At 32.2% G+C, this 25575-nt stretch carries 28 protein-coding genes and 1 tRNA gene; 1 reads left to right on the top strand and 28 read right to left on the bottom strand.

All coding sequences use genetic code 11. The annotated features are described in order from the left end of the window. Positions 1–44 precede the first annotated feature (44 nt). The 20 genes from FVE72_RS03220 to FVE72_RS03125 form a co-directional block, all read right to left on the bottom strand. On the bottom strand, positions 45–1526 hold the full coding sequence (locus tag FVE72_RS03220; protein ID WP_036056048.1) for a tetratricopeptide repeat protein: 1482 nt from the start codon (positions 1524–1526) through the stop codon (positions 45–47). Between the two features lie 190 nt (positions 1527–1716). After that, positions 1717–2757 carry a rod shape-determining protein gene (gene mreB / locus FVE72_RS03215; protein WP_006808292.1) on the bottom strand — a complete coding sequence of 347 codons (1041 nt, stop codon included), beginning with the start codon at positions 2755–2757 and terminating at the stop codon, positions 1717–1719. Between the two features lie 46 nt (positions 2758–2803). Further along, positions 2804–3361, bottom strand: coding sequence for a ribosome recycling factor (gene frr / locus FVE72_RS03210; RefSeq protein WP_006808305.1), 558 nt, complete (start codon positions 3359–3361; stop codon positions 2804–2806). Between the two features lie 128 nt (positions 3362–3489). Then, entirely contained in the window at positions 3490–4200 is a 711-nt protein-coding gene (gene pyrH / locus FVE72_RS03205) for a UMP kinase (RefSeq protein ID WP_006808297.1), read from the bottom strand. A gap of 49 nt (positions 4201–4249) precedes the next feature. Further along, on the bottom strand, positions 4250–5131 hold the full coding sequence (gene tsf, locus FVE72_RS03200) for a translation elongation factor Ts (RefSeq protein WP_026737234.1): 882 nt from the start codon (positions 5129–5131) through the stop codon (positions 4250–4252). 23 nt (positions 5132–5154) lie between these two features. Continuing rightward, positions 5155–5949: a 30S ribosomal protein S2 gene (gene rpsB, locus FVE72_RS03195; RefSeq protein WP_026737233.1), complete on the bottom strand. Its 795-nt coding sequence runs from the start codon at positions 5947–5949 to the stop codon at positions 5155–5157. A gap of 245 nt (positions 5950–6194) precedes the next feature. After that, positions 6195–7301, bottom strand: a complete 1107-nt coding sequence (locus FVE72_RS03190; RefSeq protein ID WP_026737232.1) for a hypothetical protein — start codon at positions 7299–7301, stop codon at positions 6195–6197. 216 nt (positions 7302–7517) lie between these two features. After that, a complete protein-coding gene (locus tag FVE72_RS03185; protein ID WP_026737231.1) occupies positions 7518–8600 on the bottom strand; it encodes a hypothetical protein in 1083 nt (360 codons plus the stop codon). 271 nt (positions 8601–8871) lie between these two features. Further along, entirely contained in the window at positions 8872–9324 is a 453-nt protein-coding gene (locus FVE72_RS03180) for a DUF3060 domain-containing protein (RefSeq protein WP_026737230.1), read from the bottom strand. 176 nt (positions 9325–9500) lie between these two features. Continuing rightward, positions 9501–10685 (bottom strand): elongation factor Tu, encoded by a 1185-nt coding sequence (gene tuf, locus FVE72_RS03175; protein WP_026737229.1) that lies wholly within the window; start codon positions 10683–10685, stop codon positions 9501–9503. Positions 10686–10785: 100 nt separating this feature from the next. Continuing rightward, a tRNA-Thr gene (locus FVE72_RS03170) sits at positions 10786–10861 on the bottom strand. A gap of 53 nt (positions 10862–10914) precedes the next feature. Then, entirely contained in the window at positions 10915–11178 is a 264-nt protein-coding gene (locus FVE72_RS03165; RefSeq protein WP_026737228.1) for a SemiSWEET family transporter, read from the bottom strand. Between the two features lie 77 nt (positions 11179–11255). After that, complete coding sequence (locus FVE72_RS03160; RefSeq protein WP_026737227.1) at positions 11256–11924, bottom strand: HAD-IB family hydrolase; 669 nt, start codon at positions 11922–11924, stop codon at positions 11256–11258. A gap of 19 nt (positions 11925–11943) precedes the next feature. Continuing rightward, entirely contained in the window at positions 11944–13050 is a 1107-nt protein-coding gene (locus tag FVE72_RS03155) for a GspE/PulE family protein (protein ID WP_026737226.1), read from the bottom strand. A 34-nt stretch (positions 13051–13084) separates the two neighbouring features. Continuing rightward, entirely contained in the window at positions 13085–13555 is a 471-nt protein-coding gene (locus FVE72_RS03150) for a hypothetical protein (protein WP_026737225.1), read from the bottom strand. Between the two features lie 5 nt (positions 13556–13560). After that, entirely contained in the window at positions 13561–14166 is a 606-nt protein-coding gene (locus FVE72_RS03145; protein ID WP_026737224.1) for an L-threonylcarbamoyladenylate synthase, read from the bottom strand. After that, positions 14159–15148 (bottom strand): ribose-phosphate diphosphokinase, encoded by a 990-nt coding sequence (locus tag FVE72_RS03140; RefSeq protein WP_026737223.1) that lies wholly within the window; start codon positions 15146–15148, stop codon positions 14159–14161. The genes FVE72_RS03145 and FVE72_RS03140 overlap by 8 nt, the downstream gene beginning before the upstream one ends. After that, the gene (glmU, locus tag FVE72_RS03135; protein ID WP_026737222.1) at positions 15149–16489 is read right to left on the bottom strand and encodes a bifunctional UDP-N-acetylglucosamine diphosphorylase/glucosamine-1-phosphate N-acetyltransferase GlmU; all 1341 of its coding nucleotides are present in this window, start codon (positions 16487–16489) and stop codon (positions 15149–15151) included. It abuts the gene before it with no gap. A gap of 120 nt (positions 16490–16609) precedes the next feature. Further along, positions 16610–17431: a tRNA lysidine(34) synthetase gene (locus FVE72_RS03130; protein WP_026737221.1), complete on the bottom strand. Its 822-nt coding sequence runs from the start codon at positions 17429–17431 to the stop codon at positions 16610–16612. Positions 17432–17512: 81 nt separating this feature from the next. Then, the gene (locus FVE72_RS03125; protein ID WP_006807779.1) at positions 17513–18142 is read right to left on the bottom strand and encodes a tetratricopeptide repeat protein; all 630 of its coding nucleotides are present in this window, start codon (positions 18140–18142) and stop codon (positions 17513–17515) included. Positions 18143–18358: 216 nt separating this feature from the next. On the opposite strand from FVE72_RS03125, the gene FVE72_RS03120 reads away from it, so the two are divergent. Next, positions 18359–18814 (top strand): hypothetical protein, encoded by a 456-nt coding sequence (locus FVE72_RS03120; RefSeq protein WP_026737220.1) that lies wholly within the window; start codon positions 18359–18361, stop codon positions 18812–18814. A gap of 184 nt (positions 18815–18998) precedes the next feature. On the opposite strand, the gene rho is transcribed toward FVE72_RS03120, so the two are convergent. From rho to FVE72_RS03080, 8 genes are all read right to left on the bottom strand, one after another. Next, a complete protein-coding gene (gene rho / locus FVE72_RS03115; protein ID WP_081724170.1) occupies positions 18999–20300 on the bottom strand; it encodes a transcription termination factor Rho in 1302 nt (433 codons plus the stop codon). Positions 20301–20328: 28 nt separating this feature from the next. Then, positions 20329–21654 (bottom strand): tRNA (N6-isopentenyl adenosine(37)-C2)-methylthiotransferase MiaB, encoded by a 1326-nt coding sequence (gene miaB, locus FVE72_RS03110; protein ID WP_026737218.1) that lies wholly within the window; start codon positions 21652–21654, stop codon positions 20329–20331. A 132-nt stretch (positions 21655–21786) separates the two neighbouring features. Continuing rightward, a complete protein-coding gene (locus FVE72_RS03105; RefSeq protein WP_036056047.1) occupies positions 21787–22221 on the bottom strand; it encodes a hypothetical protein in 435 nt (144 codons plus the stop codon). Between the two features lie 25 nt (positions 22222–22246). Next, a complete protein-coding gene (locus FVE72_RS03100) occupies positions 22247–22885 on the bottom strand; it encodes a ribonuclease H family protein (protein WP_026737217.1) in 639 nt (212 codons plus the stop codon). Positions 22886–22894: 9 nt separating this feature from the next. Then, the gene (fabG, locus tag FVE72_RS03095) at positions 22895–23605 is read right to left on the bottom strand and encodes a 3-oxoacyl-ACP reductase FabG (RefSeq protein WP_026737216.1); all 711 of its coding nucleotides are present in this window, start codon (positions 23603–23605) and stop codon (positions 22895–22897) included. A 28-nt stretch (positions 23606–23633) separates the two neighbouring features. Further along, positions 23634–24107: a septal ring lytic transglycosylase RlpA family protein gene (locus FVE72_RS11540; protein ID WP_026737215.1), complete on the bottom strand. Its 474-nt coding sequence runs from the start codon at positions 24105–24107 to the stop codon at positions 23634–23636. A 90-nt stretch (positions 24108–24197) separates the two neighbouring features. Beyond that, a complete protein-coding gene (locus tag FVE72_RS03085) occupies positions 24198–25049 on the bottom strand; it encodes a polysaccharide deacetylase family protein (RefSeq protein ID WP_026737214.1) in 852 nt (283 codons plus the stop codon). A 39-nt stretch (positions 25050–25088) separates the two neighbouring features. Beyond that, positions 25089–25364: a hypothetical protein gene (locus FVE72_RS03080; RefSeq protein ID WP_026737213.1), complete on the bottom strand. Its 276-nt coding sequence runs from the start codon at positions 25362–25364 to the stop codon at positions 25089–25091. Between the last annotated feature and the right edge of the window lie 211 nt (positions 25365–25575).

The raw sequence follows: 25575 nt of genomic DNA, 5'->3' as shown, positions 1-25575 counted from the left end.
TTTTAATCTTTTAAATTTTCAAAATTATATAAAATTTTTGGCTTTTACTCCATTCCGTCGAGCATCAGCTGAGCATCTTTATCTCCGTTGCCTGCAGCCTGTTTCAAATATTTTTTTGCAGTATTTTTGTCTCCCAAATCATAATAGGAAACACCGAGATTATACAGAGCATTTTTATTTCCCGCTTTATTCAATGCTATTTCAAAATACTTTATCGCTTCCTTCGGCTGTTTCAGCTGAGAGTAAATTAATCCTGTATTATAAGCATTTTCAGTTTTACCGTAATCATCTACTAAAATTTTATAATATTTCAAAGATTCCTGAAGTTTTTTCTGCTCATAATAAAGTATAGCAAGGTTATTCATAGCTATGGTAAGTTTCCCTTTTTCTATTGCTTTCAAATAATATTTTTCGGCTTCGACTTTATTATTGGCAGTGTCATAGGAAAGGGCAATATTATAAAGCAATTCCGGATCTTCATTTACTCCGTCCATATTCTTTAATATTTCTGCCGCTTTTTCTCCTTTGTTCTGTTCCTGATACAAGTATATCAAGTTATATGCCGCTTTCTGTTTTTCTCCTGAATTCATAGCTTCTTTATAATATTTTTCCGCCAAATCATATTTTTTCTGTTTCTCGTAAATCGTTCCCAAATTCAAAGCCGATTTTCCTGTCTTATTTTTATTATAGGCACTCAAAAAATATTTCTCAGCTTCAGACAATTTTCCCGATTTTTCATAAAGTACTGCCAGATTATATGCAGCCGTGTCGTCATTTTCTTTATCTACAGCCAATTTATAATACTGTTCAGCTTTTTTAGAGTCTTTTACCTCGTCATATAAAAGACCCAGTCTGTAGTATCCTCCTTTTATCCCTGCTGACATTGCTTTCTCAAAATATTTTATCGCATTTTTATTATCGTTCTTTTTCTCGTAAAGCACACCGAGATTATATGCTGCTTCAGCATTATTATACTTATCCGCAGCTATTTTGTAATTTTTTTCAGCTAAAGCAAGATTTCCCGTTTCCATATACAGATTTCCCAAATTATCATAAGAATCTTTATCTCCTTTATCGGCAGCCATTTGAAAATACTTTATTGCTTCATTTTTTTGGTTTGTTTCTTCGTATATCAGCCCTAAATTGTACATTGCATCTACATTTTTTGTCTTTTCCACTGCCTGTTTATAGTTTTCTATTGCAAGATTTTTATTTTTATTTTTTGAATATAAATATCCCAATTTATAATAAGCCTTTACCTGTCCCAATCTCACAGCTTCTTTATAATATTTTTCAGCCTGTTTTACATCTTTTGTGGTATCATATAAAACTCCAAGATTATAAGCAGTATCTCCGTCGGCTTTTTTCAAAAATGATTCTTTATAATATTTTTCAGCTTCTTTATAATTTTTTTCGGTATGATATTTAAGTCCGGTATTAAACAGTTCTTCTGAAGAAAGTTCCTCTGAAAAAGTGTTAAATGTTGCTATTAAAACTATTATTCCCAAGATGATTCTTTTTTTCATAAAACCTCCAAAAAATTTTCTGATTTCAGTTCAGTTAATTTATATTTCAATTAATAGTATCATTTTTCTTTTTAAATTTCTACAAAAAATATTCCAAAACCGAATATAATTTCAAAATAAAAAAAGCAGAGTACTCAAAATGTCTTTTATCATTCTTTACTCTGCGTTTTTTATTTGTAATTTTTTAAAATTATATTTCTCTCATTTCCAAAGTTCTCATAAGTTTTTTATTATCAAATGCAAGACCTCCGCCCATAACTACAGATTCCAATGAATTTGTAGATCTGTTTATAGGTATTTGCACTCTTTCTTCGATTAACTTATCAAAATTTCTTAAAAGAGAACCTCCTCCTGTCAAAACTACTCCGTTATTAAGTATATCTGCAGATAATTCCGGAGGGCATTGCTCAAGAACTTCTTTTAATGCGGTTATTATTTCGTTTACAGAATCTTCTATAGCTTCTCTTACCTGATTGGAATTAATTTCAATCACTTTAGGTATTCCTGTCGTCAAATCTCTTCCTTTTATAGTAGTAGTTATATTTTCATCTCCCGAAACAACCATAGCAGTTCCTATTTCTTTTTTAAGATTTTCGGCAGTTTTATCTCCTATCAATAAATCAAACTTTTTCTTAACATACTTTATTATATCCTGATCGAAATTATTACCTGCTACTCTTATGGATTTACTTGTTATAATTTCATCAAGAGATAAAATAGCTATATCCGTAGAGCCTCCGCCTATATCAATAACAGTATTTCCTTCAGGCAGAGATATATTTACTCCTGATCCCAATACAGCTGCTCTCCCTTCTTCAATAAGGTATATTTTTTTTGCTCCTATGGCAGCATCAAAAATTGCTCTTCTTTCGATACTTGTAACTTGTGCAGGAACGCAAATCATTATTTCAGGTCTGAAAGGAGACCCTCCGTATATTCTTTTTACAAATATATTAAGCATTTCTCTCGTAGCATCTATATCCGATATAACTCCTTCACTTAAAGGCTTTATAACAACAAGACTGTCCGAAGTTTTTCCGAGCATTTCTTTTGCTTCAGTTCCTATAGCAACAATTTCTCCGCTTTTTTTATCCTTTACTAAAATCGAAGGCTCGTTTAAAACTATTTTTTTTCTCTGTTTATCATAAATTAAAACATTTGATGTTCCTAAATCAATAGCAATATTTTTTTTCGTTCTGAAAAAATTAATAAATCTTGTAAATCTGGACATTACTGACTCCTTTTATTTTTCGATTTTGTTTTTATTTCAATATACTTTATACTTTTAACAGTTCTTTTTCTTTTTTTGCCAACACATCATCTATTTCAGCAATAAATTTATCCGTCATTTTCTGCACTTTTTCTTCCCCTGATTTAAGTTCATCTTCTGTAATTTCACTGTCTTTTTCCAATTTTCTTATTTTATTATTTACATCTTTTCTTACATTTCTTATTGCAACTTTTCCTTCTTCAGCCTCTTTTTTTACTAATTTTACATATTCTTTTCTACGATCTTCTGTCAGTTCAGGAACTACCAGTCTTATTATTTTCCCGTCATTTGAAGGATTAAATCCCAAATTTGCCTGCAAAATAACTTTTTCAATAGCAGGAATTATAGATTTATCCCAAGGATCTATTGTTAATAATCTCGCTTCAGGAGCAGACACAGTACCTACCTGATTTAAAGGTGTCATTACACCGTATGCTTCCACACTTACCCCGTCAAGCATAGAAACACTGGCTCTTCCCGCTCTCACATGAGAAAATTTATCTTTTGTATTTTCCAAAGCTTTATGCATTCTGTCTTCAGTTTCTTTTAAAATCGTATCTAACATTTTACACCGCCTTAAACTTTATATTATATTTGTCTTATTATATACTTTGTTTTGAATTTTTGCAACTAAATTTTAAAAAATTTATTGCTTTTCACAATTTTTTTATTTTAAACTGTATCTTTTTAATTTTAATCTACAACCAAAGTTCCTATTTTTTCTCCTTCAACCATTTTCAGAATATTTCCTTCTTCCAAAGCATTAAAAACAATTATCGGCATTTTATTTTCTTTGCACAATGAAAGAGCTGCCGTATCCATTACTCCTAAATTTTTTGAAATAGCTTCGTCATAAGTTACAGTTTCGTATTTTACCGCATTTTTATTTTTCATAGGATCTTTGTCATAAATTCCGTCCACTTTCGTACCTTTTGCAAGTATATCGGCATTTATTTCCAATGCTCTCAACGCTCCGCTTGAATCAGTTGTAAAATAAGGATTTCCCGTTCCTCCTGCAAATATTACTACTCTTCCTTTTTCCAAATGTCTTATCGCCCTTCTTCTTATAAAAGGCTCTGCCACCTGAGGCATTTGAACTGCTGTCAGCACCCTTGTCGGTATATCAAAATGTTCTATGGCATTTTGAAGAGCAAGACCGTTCATAATAGTTGCAAGCATTCCCATAGTGTCTCCTGTTACTCTGTCGACACCTTTTGAAGTACCTGTAGCTCCTCTGAATATATTTCCTCCACCTATAACTATCGCAATTTCCACTCTTTTGTCATGAACTTCTTTTATTTGTCTGGCAAAACTTTCAAGAACTTCATCCGAAAATCCGAATTCCTTCTTTCCTGCAAGTGCTTCTCCACTTAATTTCAATAATATTCTCTTATACTTGAGCATCGGAACCTCCTTAATTTAAAAAATAAGGGGATTTACAATCCCCTTTATATTAATTTCCTGCCATTGCAGCAACTTCAGCTGCAAAATCTACATCATCTTTTTCTATTCCTTCTCCGACTTTGAATCTGTCAAATGAAACTATTGAAAGAGGGGCTATAAATTTTTCAATAGTTAAACTGTCATCTCTGACATATTTTTGATTTACAAGACAATTTTCTTCATAGAATTTTCTCATTTTTCCTTCTAATATTTTTTCCACGATATTAGCAGGCTTTCCTTCTTGTTCCAATTGATGTCTTGCGATTTCTTTTTCTCTTTCAAGGTCCTCAGGCGTTACCTGACTTGCATCAAGATATCTCGGATCCATAGCTGCTATATGCATAGCAACTCCTTTAGCTTTTTCAACATTTTCAGGTATTGCTTCTCCCGCAACATTTACTAATACCCCTATTTTTCCGCCTAAGTGAATATAAGTTTCAACAAATCCGTCAGTCTTAACTAATTTCAATCTTCTTATGTTCATGTTTTCACCGATTTTAGCGATTAATTCAGTTAAAACATCTTCTATTTTCTTACCTTCTACTTCTAAAGCTTTTAATTCATCTTCACTTGTTACATCATGAGTAAGTGATAATTGAACCAATTTTTCTCCGAAAGATTTAAACTCGTCATTTTTAGCAACAAAATCCGTTTCAGAGTTAAATTCAAGAATGGCACCTTTTTTTCTGTCAGCTGAAACTGCTCCGAATACCAATCCTTCTGCTGCAACTCTCCCTGATTTTTTAGCTGCTTTTGCTATTCCTTTTTCTCTTAGCCAGTCTATTGCTTTTTCTATATCTCCGCCATTTTCTTCCAATGCTTTTTTACAGTCAAGCATCCCGGCTCCTGTTCTTTCTCTTAATTCTTTAATTAATGCTGTTGTAACTGCCATTGTTACATTCCTCCTCTAATTTATTAATTAATTTCAGCTTCTTCTTCAGTTACTGCTTCATCTTCAAATTCTACTACATCAGTTTCTTGCAAAACTTCTTCAGAACCATCTTCTCCCTCAACAAATCCTTCAACTCCGCCGTTTCCTTCTACAGCTGCATTTGCGATAACCTGTGCAAATAATTTAACTGATCTTATTGCATCGTCATTTGCAGGTATTTTATAAGTTACCAAATCAGGATCTACATTTGTATCAATTAATGCTATTACAGGTATTCCCAATTTTTTAGCTTCTTCCAATGCTAAAAATTCTTTTTTGATGTCTACTACAAATAATGCAGCAGGTAATTTACTCATATTTTTAATTCCACCGATATTTTTAGACAATTTAGCCATTTCTTTTCTCAAAAGTCCTGCTTCTTTTTTAGTATAAGCTGTATCCAAAGTACCGTCCGCATCCATTTCTTCCAACTCTTTAAGTCTTTTAACTCTTGTTTTTATAGTGTTAAGGTTAGTTAAAAGCCCTCCAAGCCATCTGTGATTTACATAAAATCCTCCAGCTCTTTCAGCTTCTTCTCTTATAGCATCCTGTGCCTGCTTTTTAGTTCCTACGAATAAAACTTTTCCGCCATTTTCAGAAATTTCTCTTACAAATTCATATGCTTTTTCAGTTGCAGCCAAAGTTTGGTGCAAATCCAATATATGAATTCCGTTTCTCTCCGTAAAAATATAAGGCTTCATTTTAGGGTTCCATCTTTTTGCCTGATGCCCGAAATGAGCTCCTACTTCTAATAATTGTTTCATTGTGATTACTGCCATTTTTTCCTCCTAATTTTTTTTGGTTTTTCTCCCACTTATCTTTAAAGACACATTATCTTCTGATAACACCCTATCTTTAAATAAAACAAAGTGTGATTTATAATCAGATTATTTTATCACTTTTCATAGCCTTTGTCAATGCTTTGAGAAGGTTTTTTATCAAATAAAACTCCCGAATTATCAACAGTTTGAAACTGCGACTCTCGGGAGTTTGAAAATTATGAAAAATCTTTACAGATTATTTACTATTTAGCTGTTAATCCTATACTTAATCCTGCTCTTACTTCGTTAATTTCTATAGTTTTTCTTCCGGAATGATCTTTTGCAGTTTCTCTGTGTAAAGGTCTGTATCTAACAAAAGGATTTACGGATATTGTTCCTACAGATGTATCGAATGATGCTTTATATCCTAAATCAGTCCATATGGAGAAGTAGTTATTCCATCCGTTTACTGCTGTATATTTTTCCCATTCATTATCTACTGTAATTTTACCGTAGAATCCTGCAAATGAAGGAGTTGTATAATGCACTGCTGTATAGTAATCTATATACACGTTAGATTTTGCATCTTCTCCTGTAGCTGCTACTTTTCCTTTAGCATCTCTGAAGTGATGTGTCAAATCCACATTATATCCTACTTTACCGAATCCTCCTTCAAAAATATTTCCGCTTGTACTCAAATCAAGGTTTAATCCCCATCCGTCAGCTCTTCCGTTCACGAAGTCTGAACCGCTCCAATGATAGTCTCCACTTTTGTTTCCTTTAATATTGAAATATACACCTTGCACTGTAGTAGAAATATTTTGTCCGAATAATTTTACATCAAATTTAGGTCCGAAATAAATTTCATTTAAAATTCCTTTTGTCTGTTTTTGTCCTGTAAGACTTTCTTTACCTGTCAAAGGATCTATTCTCTGTCTGCTTGCTTCATGCGTCCATCCGAATATTGTGTTTGTATCCAATGCACCTAATTTTAAACTTTTACTTAATTCAAGGTTTGTATACCAACCTTCTCTTTTATTATATATTCCTAAGTTTGTTATGTTTCTTGATGATGAATCAAATTTATTACGATTTGTATCTTGATCATTTCTGATTAAGAAACTTGCTTCCAATCCCCATTCATCAACTAAATTTATATTTCCGGATACTGCATTTCTCCATCTTGTTCTTGCTCTGTTATTTTTCTTAAATCCTGCATTTCCTATACCGTTAGCTTTATCTCCGTCTTTATCCTGCCAACCTTGTCTTACTTCACTTGTCACTTTTATACTTTTTATAACGTCCTGTTCCGAATAAGCAACTCCTGAAATTGCTAATGTTAATGCCAATAAACTTACTATTTTTTTCATAAATTTTTCCTCCTATATTCTTTTTAATTATAGATTGATATATTTTATTTATTCTTGACCAAAATATCAATAAATAAAATATACTCTAATATATACCTTATTTTTTTCTTTTTGTCAAGGGAAATTATAAAATTTTTAAAAGAATAGAAAAAGATTTAATTTTATTTAAATAAAAAGAGAGAACTTAATCTCTCTTTTTCCGGTATTTAAATACAACTATTTAACTGTTAATCCTACGCTAACTCCTGCTCTTAATTCATTAGTTTCAGTAGTTACTTTTTTATTGTCATCTAAATGTTTGTTATAAGTAGTTTCTCTATGTAATGGTCTGTATTTGATGAATGGATTTACAGAAACTTCTCCAACTGCAGTATCAAACGCTGCTTTATATCCTGCATTTGTCCATACAGAGAAATTATTTGTATATCCTGTTACAGCTGTATGTTTTTCCCATTCATTTTCTACGTTAAGTTGTCCATAGAATCCTGCAAATGAAGGAGTAGTATAAGTAGCTCCTACAACATAATCCAAATAAACATTAGATCCTGCTTTTTTACCTGTAGCTGCTAATTTACCTTTAGGTGCTCTCAATTTATTGTTTAATTCAACATAGTATCCTAAAGAACCTGCATTTCCTTCAAAAATTTTACCGTCAGTAGCAAGATTAGCATTTAATCCCCAACCTTCAGTTTTTCCTCTTTCAAAAGCTTTACCAGGATGAACATAGTCAGCATCTTTTCCACCGTTAGCAGTAAAGTATACAGCTTGCAATGTAGTAGATATACTTTGTCCGAATACATTTACTCCAAATGTAGGTCCGAAGTAGATTTCATTTGAATGTCCTGTTGTTCCTTTGTGAGATTCTTTTGTTCCTGCATAACTTGATTTATGAGTCCATCCCAATGCAGTTCTTGTTTCTAAAGAACCTATATTAAGAGCTTTTCCGAATTCTAAATTAGTTTCCCAAGCTCCTTTTCTTACAGCAGATTCTTTATTTTCTCCATTTGCATTATAAGAATAGAATCTGTCTTTATCATTTTGAACTTTGAATTTAGCATCTAATCCCCATTCATCATTCAAGTTTAATTCACCTGTAACAACATTTCTCCATCTTAATCTTGTTTTGTTGTGTTTTCTGAATCCTGCATTTCCTATTTCGTTAGCTTTATCTCCGTCTTTATCTGTCCAACCTTGTCTTAATTCTGAAGTTGCTTTTATGCTTTTCAAAACGTCCTGATCAGCAGAAGCTATTCCAGATACAGCTAATGTTAATGCTAATAATCCTAACAATTTTTTCATAACTTTTCCTCCTAAAATTTTTCGTTTAAAACTTATTATTTTCTAACAACCTATCGGTATTCTAACATAATATAAAGTTTTTGTAAAGTTTTTTTTCTTTTTTTATTTTTTGAGTTCTTATTTTTTAATGCTTTCTTCATATACAAAAAACCGAAACATCTCTTTTATTTCAATACATTCAGTACATTTTTTATAAAAATTTTTTATAATAAAGATATATAAATTATATATTAAAACATAATTTTTTTATACAATACATTCCCTTATCCAATTACTGCCTTTTATAAACTTCACTTCCTGCTCCGGATATACTTATATTCGGTCTTTTTGCTTCAGTAGTGCTTGTTTTATAGCTTACTTTATTATTTTCGCCGTCTATGTTAACATTTTCAGTAGAATCAACTTCTACTATATTATTTGTTCCTGTTATATTTATAGAAACAGCTCTTCCTTTTATAATTAATCTGTTTGATGAGCCTATTATTTCTACCGGTTCTCCTTTTAATGTAACCGTTTTGCTGAGACCGTCACCGTTTATCATATATCTTCCGTTTACTTTTCCCACTTTTGATGACAAATCAGAACCTTTCGGCAATCCGATAGTTGTTCCAAGTCCTACGCTTACAGGACCTATAGGGATTCCTACGCCTACTCCGATGCCTGTACAAGCTGTAATTGAAGTTACTGACAAGACAACTATTAATATATTTTTAAATTTTTTCATATTTTTTATATAGACTTACATAACTAAAAGAAACAACCAAAAGTAACTGATTATTTCTACATTCTTCATTTAATTCAGTCTTTCCTTTCATAAAATAATAATAGCCCGGCACATAACAAATATAATATTAATTAAACCTGTTTTGACCGGTACTATTTTTGTATTATTTAAGTTTATTATTTAACGATAGTTGCAACAACTCCTGAAGCTACCGTTCTTCCACCTTCTCTTATCGCAAATCTTAATCCTTCTTCCATTGCGATAGGGTGTATCAATTCTACTGACATTTCTATATTATCTCCAGGCATTACCATTTCCACTCCATCAGGCAAGTTTACTTCTCCTGTTATATCTGTCGTTCTGAAGTAAAATTGTGGTTTGTATCCTGTAAAGAATGGTGTATGTCTTCCTCCTTCATCTTTTGTCAATACGTATACTTCCGATTTGAACGATGTATGAGGTTTTACTGATCCAGGTTTTGCCAATACTTGTCCTCTTTCCACTTCTTCTTTCTTAGTTCCTCTTAACAATGCTCCGATGTTATCTCCTGCTTGTCCTGAATCCAATAACTTTCTGAACATTTCTACTCCTGTTACTGTTGTTTTTGCTGTAGGTTTGATTCCTATTATTTCCACTTCTTCCCCTACTTTTACTACTCCTCTTTCTACTCTTCCTGTCACTACTGTTCCTCTTCCTGTTATTGTAAATACATCTTCTATAGGCATCAAGAACGCTTGGTCTACCGGTCTTTCAGGTGTAGGCACATAACTGTCTACTGCATCCATCAATTCCATTATTTTATCTTCCCATTGTCCTTCTCCGTTTAATGCTCCTAAAGCAGATCCTTTTACTATAGGTATTTCATCTCCAGGGAATGAGTATTCTGTCAATAATTCTCTTACTTCCATTTCTACTAATTCCAACAACTCTTCGTCGTCTACCATATCAACTTTATTCAAGAATACTACTATGTAAGGAACTCCAACCTGTCTTGCAAGCAAGATGTGTTCTCTTGTTTGAGGCATAGGTCCGTCAGCTGCAGAAACTACCAATATAGCTCCGTCCATTTGTGCAGCTCCTGTTATCATGTTTTTTACATAATCCGCGTGTCCCGGACAGTCAACGTGTGCATAGTGTCTGTTTGCTGTTTCATACTCAATGTGAGCCGTGTTAATTGTTATTCCTCTTTCTCTTTCTTCAGGTGCCTGATCTATGTTTTCAAAATCTACTTTTTCAGCCAATCCTTTGTCAGATAATACTTTGGATATAGCTGCTGTCAATGTTGTTTTCCCGTGGTCTACGTGTCCTATAGTTCCAACGTTTACGTGTGGTTTACTTCTCTCAAATTTAGCTTTTGCCATTATCTCTTTCCTCCATATAATAATTTTTTTATAGTTTATTTTTAGTGATTATATCACATATATAAAAAAAATGCAACTTTGAAGTTGCTTTTTATAATAATGGTGCCGCTTGTCGGACTCGAACCAACCACCTACTGATTACAAGTCAGTTGCTCTACCAGATGAGCTAAAGCGGCAACAGAATTATTATATTAAAATCTTTACAATTTGTCAACAGTTTTTTTAACTTTTAAAATGCTGTAATAAAAGTTAAAAATCCCAATATAACTCCCGCAGTATTTGGAATAATCAGTATATAGTCTTTTTGCGACTCCTTAGTCCAACCGTAAACAACCCATATTAAGCACGAAAACGAAGCAAAAAGGGGTTGCCAGGGTTGAGCTTTTACACCTTGTATATTAGCTATAATCTGAGGAATATACGCTATAAATACGAAGATTCCTATAAACGCCCCTATTGAACCTACTATTGTATTAATTTTTTTCTTGTCTATTTTTTCTCCTTTCATATTTTTTATTGTATGGCATTTTACAACAGTTTTCAGATATTGTCAATGTATTTTTTAGCTTTCTACTTCCAGAACAGAACATCTATTATAGTTCTTTTTTCAGGCATCCCTTCTATTTTTTCCCCTCTTTTTATCCAGTATTTTTTCTCGGCAATATCAAATAAAGGCTTATCGGCAAGACTGTCCGAATAAAACTTTGTTATTCTGTATTCAATATTGTTTTCTTTTGCCCACCGACTGAGTTTATGTACCTTTTCTATTCCTTTATTATTTTCACCCTTTATTTTTGAAACAAATTCCCCGTTTTTTCCTTCTTCAAAATCAGTTCCGAAGACAGTATCATATCCTAAAGATAATACAAATTTTTCTATTAAAAATAAAGGGGTCGCTGAACTCACAATTACCATATCCGATTCAGCTTTATTTTTTTTCAGTTCTTCTCCTGTCCATTTATAGTTTTTTTTAGAATATTCTTTCCAAAATCCGTCAATTATCTCCTGAATTTCTTCATTTGAATATTTTTCCAAAAACACATAAAATCTTTCTTTTAACTGTTTCAAATTTATAACTTTTATCAGATACAAAAAAACTTCTTTTAAGTAAATAAAAGAAAATACCGATGCTTTTATCGGATATTTCTTAAAATAGTATGTAAAAAAATTTGTTCCTGATTCTCCTCCGTATATGGTTTTATCAAAGTCATATACAATTATATTTATTTTTTTTCCCATAAATTATCTCTCTTTCAAACTAATTTAAAAAGTCAAAAACATCTTTTTCAAAAATCAGATTTTTTTCTATTTTTTCCTTTATATCTTCTTCAAAATCAATAAACTCATTATTTTGAAGTTTTTTCAATTTATTTTTATATTCCTGATTGGAGTTTTCCAATTTTAAAATATTTTTTACTTCTTCGTTTATAATAAGCATTTCGTTCACAGAAATCCTACCGTTATAGCCTTTCCTGCATTTTTCACACCCTTCTCCCGAACAGTAACCGCACTTTCTGCCGACAAGCCTTTGTCCCACTACTCCTATTACCGAATCCAGTATAAGATATTTCTGTATTCCCATATCTGCAAGTCTTGTAACAGTCGAAACAGCATCATTTGTATGCACTGTGGCAATAACAAGATGTCCTGTCAATGCAGCTCTCACTGCTATTTCGGCAGTAACTTCATCTCTTATTTCGGAAATTACTATTATATCCGGATCATTTCTTAAAGTATTTTTAAGTATTTCAGAAAATGTAACCCCGATTTCTTCATTTACCTGAACCTGTACTATTCCCTTTATTTTATTTTCCACAGGATCTTCTACTGTTATAATTTTTTTCTTTCCGTCGTTGAGCATATTTATCATAGACATTAAAGTCGTAGATTTCCCTGATCCTGTAGGTCCGCTCACAAGTATAAGCCCATATTTTCTTTTAAGAATTTTTTCCAAATTTGCTCTACTTTTTTCCGAAAATCCGAGTGTTTCAAGCTCAGTATTTTCAAGGTAACTTTTTAAAATTCTTAAAACAATGCTTTCTCCGTTTACAGTAGGCATAAACGCCGCTCTTATATCATAATTTTCATTATTAAAAATAAAAGTGAAACTTCCGTCCTGCGGTTTCCTTTTTTCAGCGACATTCATTTCCGACAAAATCTTTATCCTTGATATTATCTCAATTATATTTTTCGTTAATATCTGTTTACCGATCTTATCATACAGTTTGCTGATTTCAGTCAGAATACCGTCAATTCTGAATTTTATTTCACTTTCTTCATTATCGTATTTTATGTGAATATCACTTGCAAGTTCTGCTATTCCCGTTTCAAGAATAACATTTACATAAGATATAACATTTTTCATAGTCCTCAACCTTCCCTTTTCCCCTTATTTTTATTTATCTACTCACAGATGTTTTCCCCAATTCTTCCAATGTTACTTCATTTTGCTTTCTCAATGTTTTATATAATCCTTTTTTCAAAAAATTATACCATTTAAGTTTACTTCTTGTATTGTCGATACCTTTTACAGTTTCTTTTATCTGAAATTTCAAAAAATCAAGTTCTTCATATGACAAAGCAATTTCTTTTGTTTTTTGTTTTTTGTTTGCTTTTGTTACTGCAGTTTCTTTTTCCAGATAATTAAAAAACTGAAAAAGATTAGGTCTCTGTTTTTCATAATCTTTCATTTGTTTTTTCATTTCTTCAGTTAACTTATTAAGATAACTTCTTGTACTTTTACTTAATGTAACCTTTACTTTTCTTTTCCCTCTGCCTATTTTTTGCAGTAATTCATTCATTCTGATCTGTACCTTGGCATTCATCAAAGTCATATCATTTATTGTATTGGGATTTATCATTTTTGCCATATAATTTATCCTTTCATTGCCTTTTTTATGTCTTCCGAAGATATATTTCCTTTTCTCAAAAGTCCTATATTTCCGTTTTCATATTTTATGATTGTAGACGGCTTTCCCGTCAATTTTGAGTTGTCACCTATTACATAATCGGCTTTTTCTCTTATCTCTTTACTCAGTTTATCAAGTTCCGTAACAGCTTCTTCTCCTGAAATATTGGCACTCGTAGTTAATAGAATACCCCCTGTATTTTTTATTATATCGAGTGCCGTTTCATTTTTAGGTATTCTCACTCCGATTGTTTCGAGTTCTTTATCAAATTTACTTGTAAATTCTGTATTTGCTTTAAATATCACAGTCAGTTCTCCCGGCCAGAATTTTTCCAGAACAGGAAGAATTTTTTCAATATTTTCAAATGTTTCGCTGATTATTTTATCCAATCTCGAAATATCGTCGATCAGAGCTATTATTTTCTTTGAAAAATCTCTTTTTTTAATTTCATAAATTTTTCTAACACTTTTTTCTCGGGGAAGAGTACCTATTCCGTACACTGTATCTGTGGGAAATACAGCAACTCCTCCCTCAAGAAGTATTTCAGTTACTTTTTTTATTTCATTATTCATTAATTTTTGTTTCTCTTTCTTCCGACGGCATTTCAAACAAGTCGCTTATAGCTTCATTCCAGTATATTCTTTTTATTGTTTCCGCAAACATTTTACTCGTTGTGAGTATTCTCAATTTATCGAATATTTTTTCTTCAGGTAATTCGATACTGTCTGTAACGACTATTTTGTTTAAAGGGGCGTTTTTAAGTCTTTCTATCGCAGGCCCTGAAAATATAGCATGAATAGCACACGCATATACTTCAACAGCACCTTTTTCTTTCAGTGCTTTTGCCGCATTGCATATTGTTCCTGCAGTATCTATCATATCATCTATTATTATAGCCTTTTTCCCCTGAACATCTCCGATTATATTCATCACTTCGGATTCATTGGCTTTAGGTCTTCTTTTGTCTATTATTGCAAGAGGTGTGTGAAGCCATCTCGCAAGTCCTCTCGCTCTTTTTACTCCTCCTACATCAGGGGATACTACTACAGTATCTTCAGGATGAAATCCGTAATTTATAAAGTGTTTTGCCAAAATAGGCAATGCTTCCATATGATCCACAGGAATATCGAAAAATCCCTGTATCTGTCTCGCATGTAAATCCATAGTTATAACTCTCGTAGCCCCTGCAACAGTAAGCAGATTAGCTATAAGCTTTGATGTAATCGGCTCTCTTGGGCTTGCCTTTCTGTCCTGTCTTGCATATCCGTAATAAGGTATTACTGCTACAATTTCTTTTGCGGACGATCTTCTAAGTGCATCAATAAATATAAGTAATTCCATTATATTTTCATTTACAGGTCCCGAAGTAGACTGGACAACAAATACTTTACATCCTCTGACACTCTCGTTAGGTTTCACAAAGATTTCGCCGTCTGCAAATCTTATAAGCTGAACTGAAGACAATTTCATTTCCAAATGCTGAGCTATTTTCTCCGCTAATGCTTTACTTGATGACCCTGCAAAAATTTTGATTTGTTCACTTGAAGTTTCCATTTACTTATTCCACCCTTCTTTATTTGTTTGTTTTGCTCTTCCGAATGCCAATGCTTTTTCCGGTACTTTTTTAGTTATTGTCGAACCTGCAGCCGTAAATGCTTTCTCTCCGATTTCTGCAGGTGCTACAATAGTCGAATTGCTTCCTATAAAGGCATTTTCTCCGATTATTGTTTTGTGTTTATTTTTACCGTCATAATTACATGTTATCGTCCCCGCTCCGATATTGGTATTTTTACCGACTTCGGCATCTCCCAAATAAGTTAAGTGTCCTGATTTTACTCCTTCTTCCAATACTGAATTTTTTATTTCCACAAAATTTCCTACATGTACATTTTTTTTCAAATGTGCTTTAGGACGTAAATGAGCAAACGGTCCTACTGTCACTCCTTCTTCCAACCTTGACTGTTCTATAAGAGAAGACTCTATCTTAACATTGTCTGCTATTTCAGAATTTTCTATTCTCGTATTTCCCAAAATTTTACAGTTTTTTCCTATTTCCGTTTCTCCCTGAATAATAACATTAGGATAAATAACCGTATCTTCTCCTATTTTAACCTGCTCCTCTATATATGTAGTTTCAGGATCTATAAGTATTACTCCGTCATCCATAAGTTCCAGATTTTTTCTGTCTCTCAAAATTTTTCCAGCTTGTGCAAGTTGAGCTTTGGAGTTTACTCCTAAAACTTCATCCTCATCTTCTATCTGATAACTTTCAAGCTTGTATCCCGCTCCCGATAAGATTTTAATCGTATCAGTCAGGTAATACTCGCCTTTAATATTATTATTGTCTATTTTTTCGACAGCTTCTACAAGACTTTTATATTTGAAAATATAAACTCCCGTATTTACTTCTTTTATTTTTTTCTGTTCTTCTGTCGCTTCTTTTTCTTCAATAATATCGACTACTTTTCCGTCTTTTTTTATTATTCTCCCGTAAGCAAAAGGGTCTTTCATTTTGCAGGAAAGTAGTATACAGTCAAGATCTTTTTCATAAAAAATCTCTTTCATTCTGTTTATTGTTTCTTCCCTCAATAAAGGAGCATCTCCGTATGTTATCAGGACATCATCTTTGTATTTTTCGATTTTCTCTTTGGCAATCAATACGGCATGCCCCGTTCCCAACTGCTCTTTCTGTTCTACATACTCCAAATCTCCCATTGCTTCAAGCACTGCATCTTTTTTATGTCCTAAAATAAATACATTTTTTTCAATACCTGTATTTTGTAATGTTTTTAAAACTCTTTTTAACATAGGCGTTCCGTTTACTTCATGTAAAACTTTGGGCTTTTCGGATTTCATCCTTGTTCCTTTTCCCGCAGCCAATATTAAAGATATCATCTCTCCTCCTCATTTCTGTATTTTTTATTTATTAATTATAACAATTTTTTTATTTTTATTCAACATTGTGATTGTACTTTCATTCAATCTTTATGTTATCCTATCTTTAGTGTTTCTGCTCTATTTATCTCCACCACTGTACCCGAATACATAATCCAGATTTATATTTCTCATGGAATTAAAAATGCTTTGTTTAATTCCCGGATTTTTTTCCTCCAAACTTGCCAACAGATCTTTTACTTCTCTTCTTTTACTTGATGTTCTTCCCGCTTCTATTGTACATCCGCAGTTCATAGGTCTTATTCCGTTTTCTTTTGTGTATTCTATTATATCGGCTTCTCTCACATAAATGAGCGGTCTTATTAACGACAAATTACCTGAAGTGGATTTTACTTTAGGCGTCATTGTTTTTAAAGTTCCTGCATAAAACATATTTATCATTGTTGTTTCTATTACATCGTCAAAGTGATGTCCTAAAGTCAGTTTATTGTATCCCAGTTCTTCCACTTTTTTGTAAAGTATTCCTCTTCTCATTTTCGCACATAAAAAACACGGATAATCTTTAGCTTTCTCATTAGCTATCTCCCAAATATTCGTATCTATTATTGCACAATCTATATTAAGGTTTTCCAGATTTCTCTTAAAATTACTCAAATCCGACTCTCTAAATCCGGGATTTAAACTTACCGCTTTAAATTCAAAATTTCTACTTTTGTCTTTTTTCAATTCATGAAACAGCTTTACTAAAAGCAGACTGTCTTTTCCACCCGACACTCCTATTGCTATTTTATCGCCGTCCTCTATTAAATCAAAATCATTTACCGCTTTTACAAATTTCCCCCATATGGATTTTTTATACGTTGTTCTTATACTGTTTTCTATTTCTTTTACTTCCTTCATCGGTCCGTCAGGTATAATCGCCTCACAAACTAAATTTACCATTTGCTGTTTTCCCTCCTCGTGTAATTCTCTTCATACTAAATAAAGGAGATGAGCCCTCATTCGAGGCATCTCCTTTAATATCTATATGTTCAATGCTAATTTATCAGCTGTTATTAAAAGTTTGTGATCATCAAACTCACATTCACATTTTCCTTTTGCTTTACATTTATTTTCAATATATTTTATTTTCTCAACCAGTCCTTCATCTCTCGAATCTATTTCATAAGCAGCTTTAAACTCTTTCAATGCTCTCCCGTGTCTTCCCATATGCTCGTATTTTCTTGCAAAGTCAATATGTGCAGTGTACATATCAAAATCAAGGAAAATTGCCAAATCGTAGCAGTCTACAGCTTCGGAAATCTTTCCTCTTCTTGCGTAAACATTTCCCAGTAAAAACAATACGAAAGGCTCTCCCGAACTTATGTCCAATGCTTCGTTCAAATTTTCTTCAGCTTTGTCAAGTTCTTCATTTTCATAATATAAATACCCTAAAAAAGCTCTTATTTCATGATTTTCAGGTTCCAGTTTCACAAGTTTTTTATAAATTTCTATAGCTTTATTATTTTTTTTCAGAGCATGATAAATAGAAGCCAATGTTTGCAATGATTCTACATCATCAGGATTATCTATAATTTTATTTTTAAATTTCTCCAGCATTTCTTCATTATTATTATTGTATCTGATTTCTCTAAAAATTAATGTTTCCAACATATTGTTTCAACTCCTAAACAATCTTTTCTATAATAATTTTACCATAAATATTTCTTTTAGTAAACACTTTTTACTCTATTTTAAAGATATTTTACGAAAATAAACTTCATATATAACTAAACCCTATTTTATATACAATTATTTTTTATCTCTTGAAAATTATCTTAACAAATGGTAACATACTTTATATCAGTTTTTTAAAAAAGGAGAGTGCCGATGAAAAATAAAGTAATACTTCCATTTATTTTCTGTTTTCTATTGCTTTCATTTAATACTTTTTCAAGTGAAAGAATTTCTTTTAAAGATTTTTCTCAGGAAATAGAGAAAAATATAAAAGACGGCTCAATGGAGTATATTAAAAATCAGCAATGTTTCGTATCTTACAATAACATTGTTTTTAAGAACTTTTATATCAACCATGTTAAGTTATATGCAACTTGTATTGAAATAGACCCTACCAAAAGAATCGAATGGGATAATCCGAAAATTCCTGAAAATGCAGAAGTTAAAACTATTTATATTTTCGGGGAAGACATGGCTGAAAAAATCAGAGATGATTTAAAAAGAAAAAAAATGGGCTTTCTTTTTACCAAACTTGCTTATTACAAACCATCACACGAAAAATATAAAAAAAATGAATACTTTTATTTTGAATCTTCTACTATAAAATAGTTTATATACAGAAATACCCGAGAGTAATAAAACCCTCGGGTATCCTATTTATGAATAAGAAATGAGAAAACTAATTTATTTACAAGATAATTATACCCAACTTTATTATTTTTATCTACCCCGAAATAAAATAGCCTCAAAAATCCTATTCCTCATTTGTTTTTTTATTTTCAAGTCTTTCCATCTATATATTTTCCAGTAATTCTTCATTACTTTTATATTTTTTTACTAATTCTATCAGCTTTTTCATTCCTTCCACTTCAGACTCCTTACTTAATTCTCTTCTCAGTTTCCAGATTTTTTCCAGCTGATTTTTAGGAATTAAAAGTTCTTCTCTTCTCGTACCGCTCTTCATCACGTCTATCGCAGGAAATATTCTTAACTGTTCCAAAGTTCTGTTCAGCATTATTTCCATATTTCCTGTTCCTTTAAATTCTTCAAAAATAACTTCGTCCATTCTGCTTCCTGTTTCAATAAGTGCAGTAGCTATTATCGTAAGACTTCCACCTTTTTTTATATTTCTTGCTGCTCCTAAAAACCTTTTAGGATAATAAAGAGCATTAGGATCTATACCTCCCGAAATGAGTTTTCCGCTTGAAGGAATAGTTATATTATAAGATCTTGCAAGTCTTGTAAGGCTATCCATAAGAATTAATATATCTTTTCCTCTTTCCACTTCTCTTTTAGCCATTTCAAGCACATTTTCCGTAACCTGTGTATGCACACTAGGATTTTCATCAAATGTCGCCGCATACACTTCGGCATCTTTTACATTCTCTTTTATATCCGTAACTTCTTCAGGTCTTTCGTCTATCAGCAATATCCAGACATCTATTTCAGGATTATATTTTATAATATCATTAGCCAATGTAGAAAGCAAAACCGTTTTTCCTGCCTTAGGCGGAGCAACTATAAGCCCTCTCTGACCTTTACCTATAGGAGAAACCAAATCTATTATCCTTGAAGCCAATTCTCCTTCTCCAAGATTGATTTTTTCATCCGGATAAGACGGAATAAGGTCATCAAAAAACGGTCTTTCCAAAGATTTTTCAGCCAAATCTCCATTTACAAGCAACACTTTTAATATCCCGTAATTTTTTTCCGCTGCGATAGGCACTCTCAATTCTCCGAAAACAACATCTCCGTTTCTTAAGAAGAACCTTTTTATTTGAGAAAGAGAAACGTATACATCAGGTCCCACAGATGTATTTCTTAAAAATCCGTAATTTCCTTCTCCTATTATATCCAGTGTTCCGAATCCGTATATTTTCCCTTCTTCATTCCCTTTTTCCACTAACACATAGTTTACCAGATCAGATTTATTCATTACTGAAAAATTGGGAATGCCGTATTCCTTAGCCTTCTTTTTTAATGAAGTTATTTTCATCCCCAGTATTTCTTTTATTAATCTGTCGTCATCAGATTTAACTTCATTTTTAGTTACTTCTTCATTATTTGCTTTTTCTATTTTTTCATCACTTTTCATTTTTTCCTCGTCTTTCTTTATTATTAATTTATTCTACTAATTCCCCGTACAATGTCCATGTTTTAGCTTCATAAATTTTAGTATGCACAAATTGCCCTTTTAAATCTTTTCTGTCACTTCTGAACAGAACTATTTTATGAGTCGAAGTTCTTCCTGTAAGCATTTCAGGATTTTTTCTGCTTGGTCCTTCAACCAGAACTTTTACAACTTTCCCCAGATATTTTTGACTTTCTTCTTTTGCTTTTCTGTTCTGTAACCTCATTAATTGCTGCAATCTTTCATTTTTTGTCTGCTCATTTACCTGTTCTTCCATTGTCGCAGCAGGTGTTCCCGTCCTTTTGGAATACATAAACATAAACGCATTTTCAAATCCTATTTCTTCCACTACATCCATTGTATCCTGAAAATCTTTATCCGTTTCTCCCGGAAATCCCACAATAATATCTGTTGTCAGACCTATATCAGGTATTCTCTCTTTTATTTTTTTTGCCAACTGAATAAATTCTTCTTTTGTATATCCTCTATTCATTGCATTCAGTATTTTTGTTGACCCCGATTGAAGTGGTAAATGTAACATTCTCGAAATTTTTGAATTGTTTGCTATTGCTTCTATTACTTCATCATTAAAATCTTTCGGATGAGGAGACACATATTTTATCCAGAAATCCCCTTCAATTTTGGCACTTTCGTTAAGTAATGTGGCAAAATTATCATTTTCATCAGCCAAATCGCTACCGTACGAGTTTACATTCTGTCCTAAAAACAATATTTCCTTATATCCTCTTTTCGTGTAAAACTCCACATCTCTCAATACTTCATGTAAAGGAACTGATCTTTCCATACCTCTTACATAAGGAACTATGCAGAATGTACAGTAATTGTTACAACCGTATGTTATAGATATGGAAGCGACTATATCATCACCGAAGTCTGCATCCACTCTTTTCGGCAATTCATCTTCATCTTCAACCATTACAATATGAGTTTCTTCTCCTTTTTCGATTCTTTCCAAAATATCAGGTATTCTTCCGATATTCTGATTTCCGAGAACCAAATCCACATAAGGAGTTTTCTTTATAAACTCATCTCTGACTTCCTGAGCCAGACATCCCGTTACTCCGATAATCATATTACCGTTTTTTTCTTCTTTTATCCTTTTCAGATCTCCCAATTTTCCGTATACTTTTACTGCCGCACCTTCTCTCACGGTACACGTATTAAGAAAAACCAGATCCGATTCATTTATATCTTCTGTTATTTCATAACCCATCGTCTGCAACATCTGCTTCATTTTTGCACTTTCATTTACATTCATCTGACAACCGTAAGTTATGATAGTTGCTCTTTTTTCCACTCTTTTCTCTCCTTTAACTTATTTCTATGTCAATTTTTTCAATCTCCACTGTTTGTAAATTATATCATATCCCAAGCAAAATTAAAAGACCGGAGAAGTTATCTCCGACCTTTTCGACTTATACTAATAAATTTACTGCCCTACATTTTCGCTTTGATCCTGTGTAGTATCCGAAGGTACAGCTAAAGGATCGACATTTTCTCCTTTATGCAGCTTGTCCTCAGGTATTCTGTAATTTGTAATTTTAGTTACTATTAATGTATCTCCCGATACTCTTCCTTTAACATTTAAACCGATGATATCATCATCAGTTACACCGTAGTTTTGACCTATAAATTCATAAATACCTTCCAATAATCCTGAATTATCCTGTAACTGATAAGTCAAAAGTTTATCTTTAAATATAAGATTATCTTTTTTATAAGTAAAAGTATTTGTAGCTTTTATATACTGTCCGCTATATTCTTTATCTGTTACTTTTTTTCTACCGGATGTTGTTTTTTTAGTTGCTGCCGAGCCTAAAGTAAACATCATACACATTAATAAAAATACTGCAATTTTTTTCATTTTCAAAGCCTCCGTGTTTTAAATTTTATTTGTGAAACCCTAAATCAGCGGGATTTACATCTCCGGAAATTTTTTCTATTTTACCTTTTTTCTTTTCAAATTCACTTCTCATTAAAGTTACTCTTTTTATAAGGTTAATAGTATCTTCTTCCAATCCGTCTTTATTATATCTACCTTTTGACCAGTAGTCTATAATAAGGGAACTGTCTCCGCATATTTTATTTATATCATATTTTAAAGCATATTTCAATGCTGCATACAATCCTGTAAGTTCGCCGAAATTATTGGTTCTTCCTTTTGATAAATAATAATTGCCGAAATCGTTTATTTTCTTTTTATCTAAAACTTTATACAATAAGGATTCTCCGTTAAAATCGGTTATTCTTACTTCGACGCCTTTTCCTCGTCCTGTTCCCGCATCAAAATATACTGCTTTTCTGTCCAATTTCGAGATTAATTCGTCAAATTTTTCATCTTTTTTTTCTTTTGATTCATATTCAGCACCGCTTTTTAACCATGCCGAAGCTTCATCCTCAGTTTTAAAAGATTTATATCTTGCTTTTTTGCCTTTTACTTTATTTTGACATTCTTCCCAAGTATAAATTATACCTCTTTCATTTGTTTCCGTTAAAAGGTACGCATATATTTTCGGTTTTTTTGACATACCGACACCTTATAAATTAAGTCCGCCGTCAACTCTTATAACCTGACCTGTTATAAATCCTGACAAATCACTTGCAAGGAATAAAGCTGCATCTGCCACATCGGAAGCTTCACCCATTTTTCTGAGCGGTGTATTTTCCAAGACAGATTCGACCACTTTTTCAGGCAATTCATGAGTCATGTCTGTTTTTATGAATCCCGGTGCAATAGCATTGGATCTCAGATTTTTTCTTCCGAATTCTTTTGCCCATGTTTTAGCCATAGCTATAACTCCGCCTTTTGTAGCGGAATAGTTTGTCTGCCCTGCATTTCCGTCAAGTCCCACAACAGAAGCCATGTTTATTACACTGGCTCCGTTACTTTTGAGTAATAACGAAACCATACCCTGCATAACATTGTAAACACCTTTTAGATTAATATCCACAACAAGATCCCAGTCCTGTTCTTTCATTCTTTGCAATAAAGAATCTCTTGTTATTCCCGCATTATTGACCAATATATCGAGTTTACCGTATTTCTCTTTTAGCTGAGCGGCTACCTCTTTTATATTTTCTCTGTCAGTTACATTAAGCTTTATATGGGAAACATTTTCATGACTGTAGTCGGGATCTATCAAATCTCCCGAAATAACTGTCGCTCCGTTTTCCGCAAATCTTAAAACAATTTCTTTTCCGATTCCTCTTGCTCCACCCGTTACTAATGCAATTTTACCTTTTAACACAAATGACCCGCCTTTCTTTTCAGTATTTTTATTTTACTATTTCAAGTTTTACTTTTGTAACACCTTTACTCATGTTTTCAATTTTTGAAAACGCTGCCTGACTCAAATCTATAATTCTTCCTTTAGAATAAGGACCTCTGTTATTTATTCTTACTACTACCGACTTTCCGTTACTCAAATTTGTTACTCTTACTCTCGTTCCGAAAGGTAAAGTTTTGTGAGCTGCCGTCAATTTATAAGTATCGAAAATTTCTCCGTTGGCAGTTTTTCTTCCATGCCACTTTCCTCCGTAAAAAGAAGCTGTTCCTGTTTGAAAGTAAGAATATTTAGCTAATTCTTCTTTTATTTCTTCATCATAGATGTCATCACGATTTTCTGACGTTTTTACTTTATTTTCACTTTTTTTCAAATCATCTGTTAATTTTTTATTATTTCCTTTTATCGGTAATGATATAAATAAGGTTAAAATTAATCCCATAAGTATAGTTATTGTTTTTTTCATCGTTATTTTCCTCCAATTTTAATTTTTCGGCAAAATATTATAACATGATAAAACAATTTTTCCACTTAGACTAACCTTAGCAGCTCCCTCTTAATCAACGTTTTCAGGCTGTTTAACGTGTTGAAATTTCGGACTGTCCACTGTCAATGTTTCAAATATATATCCCTTAGCTCTGTAAGCATCTATTATTTGCTGCAATGCTTCTACAGTAGTCGTTTTAGCATAAGCATCGTGCATTAGAAGATTTACTTCTCTTACATTACATACACCGTTTTTTACAAGTTTTTCTACAGGAACCTTATTTCCTGAAGCATCTGTACTGTCACAGTTCCAATCCTGATAAACATAACCTTCTTTTGTCAGTCTGTTTATAATAGCCTGTTTTATAGGTTTGGAAACTCTCGTCGTACTTGAACCTCCCGGAAATCTTGTAACTTTAGGATTTACTCCCGTTTTTTCTATAATAAGATCTCTCAATTTATATAAATCCTGGAAAAAAGCATCCTCAGAAGCGTAAACCTGTTTATATTCATGAGAATAAGTATGTATAGCAATGGTATGCCCCTGATCCACTATTTGTTTGTACATATCAGGGTTTTGTCCTATAACAAAAAATGTCGCTTTTATATTATTTTTTTCCAATATTTCGAGTATTCTCGGAGTATTGTTCGGAGTAGGACCGTCATCAAATGTCAAGTAAACAACTTTTATCCCTTTTTCCTGTCTTATTTGATTGTAATGCTTTCTCAATTCTGCATCTTTTGCTTTCACTTCAGCTAACAAAGTACTTTTTTCTTTTATACTTTCATCCAGCTTTTTTATATCTTTTTCAAGAGAACTTTTATCAAGATTACCTTTTACACTATTGAATACTATGCCTCCCGAATATCCTATCATTCCTAAACTTAAAACTGTTATTATTCCCAATATCAACTTTTTCATGTTCTTTCCTTTCGATTTATTGATTCCGATAAAATATTTCTATTTTTTATCTACTTTGCTTTTTAATTCATTGTAACTTTTTTCTTTTTCTGAAAGTGTACTTTCTATATTTTTCAATTCATTTTCTTTTTTCTGTTTTTCAGTTTTCAATGTTTCGACTTCATTTTTCAATGCCGGTATTTTATCCTGCATAAAAAAAACTGCTGCTCCTGTCAATATTCCCGAAAATATAAACAGCAATATAACATTTTTTGTGCTGCTTGATATTCCTTTCTTGTGATTATTTCTGTAACTGTTTCTATAATTGTTACTCATTTTGTTTCCTCCGTTATCTTTTGAAATTTGTAAAAAAGACCTCTAATTAAAGAGGTCTTATAAAAGGGGGGGTTAATTGAGGTTTCAGATCTTTTCGATCTAAAAAGATTATACACCAATTCCATTAAACTGTAATTAAACCAAGATTGTTTCTCAATGAAATTATTTCCTTTTCATAATTTTTCTCTTTAATTAATTGTAAATTTCTTAA

This window comes from Pseudoleptotrichia goodfellowii (assembly GCF_007990505.1).
GTDB classification, from domain to species: Bacteria; Fusobacteriota; Fusobacteriia; order Fusobacteriales; family Leptotrichiaceae; genus Pseudoleptotrichia; species Pseudoleptotrichia goodfellowii.
Note: the sequence above shows the minus strand (reverse complement) of the source record. Positions and strands in the feature narration are given on the sequence as shown.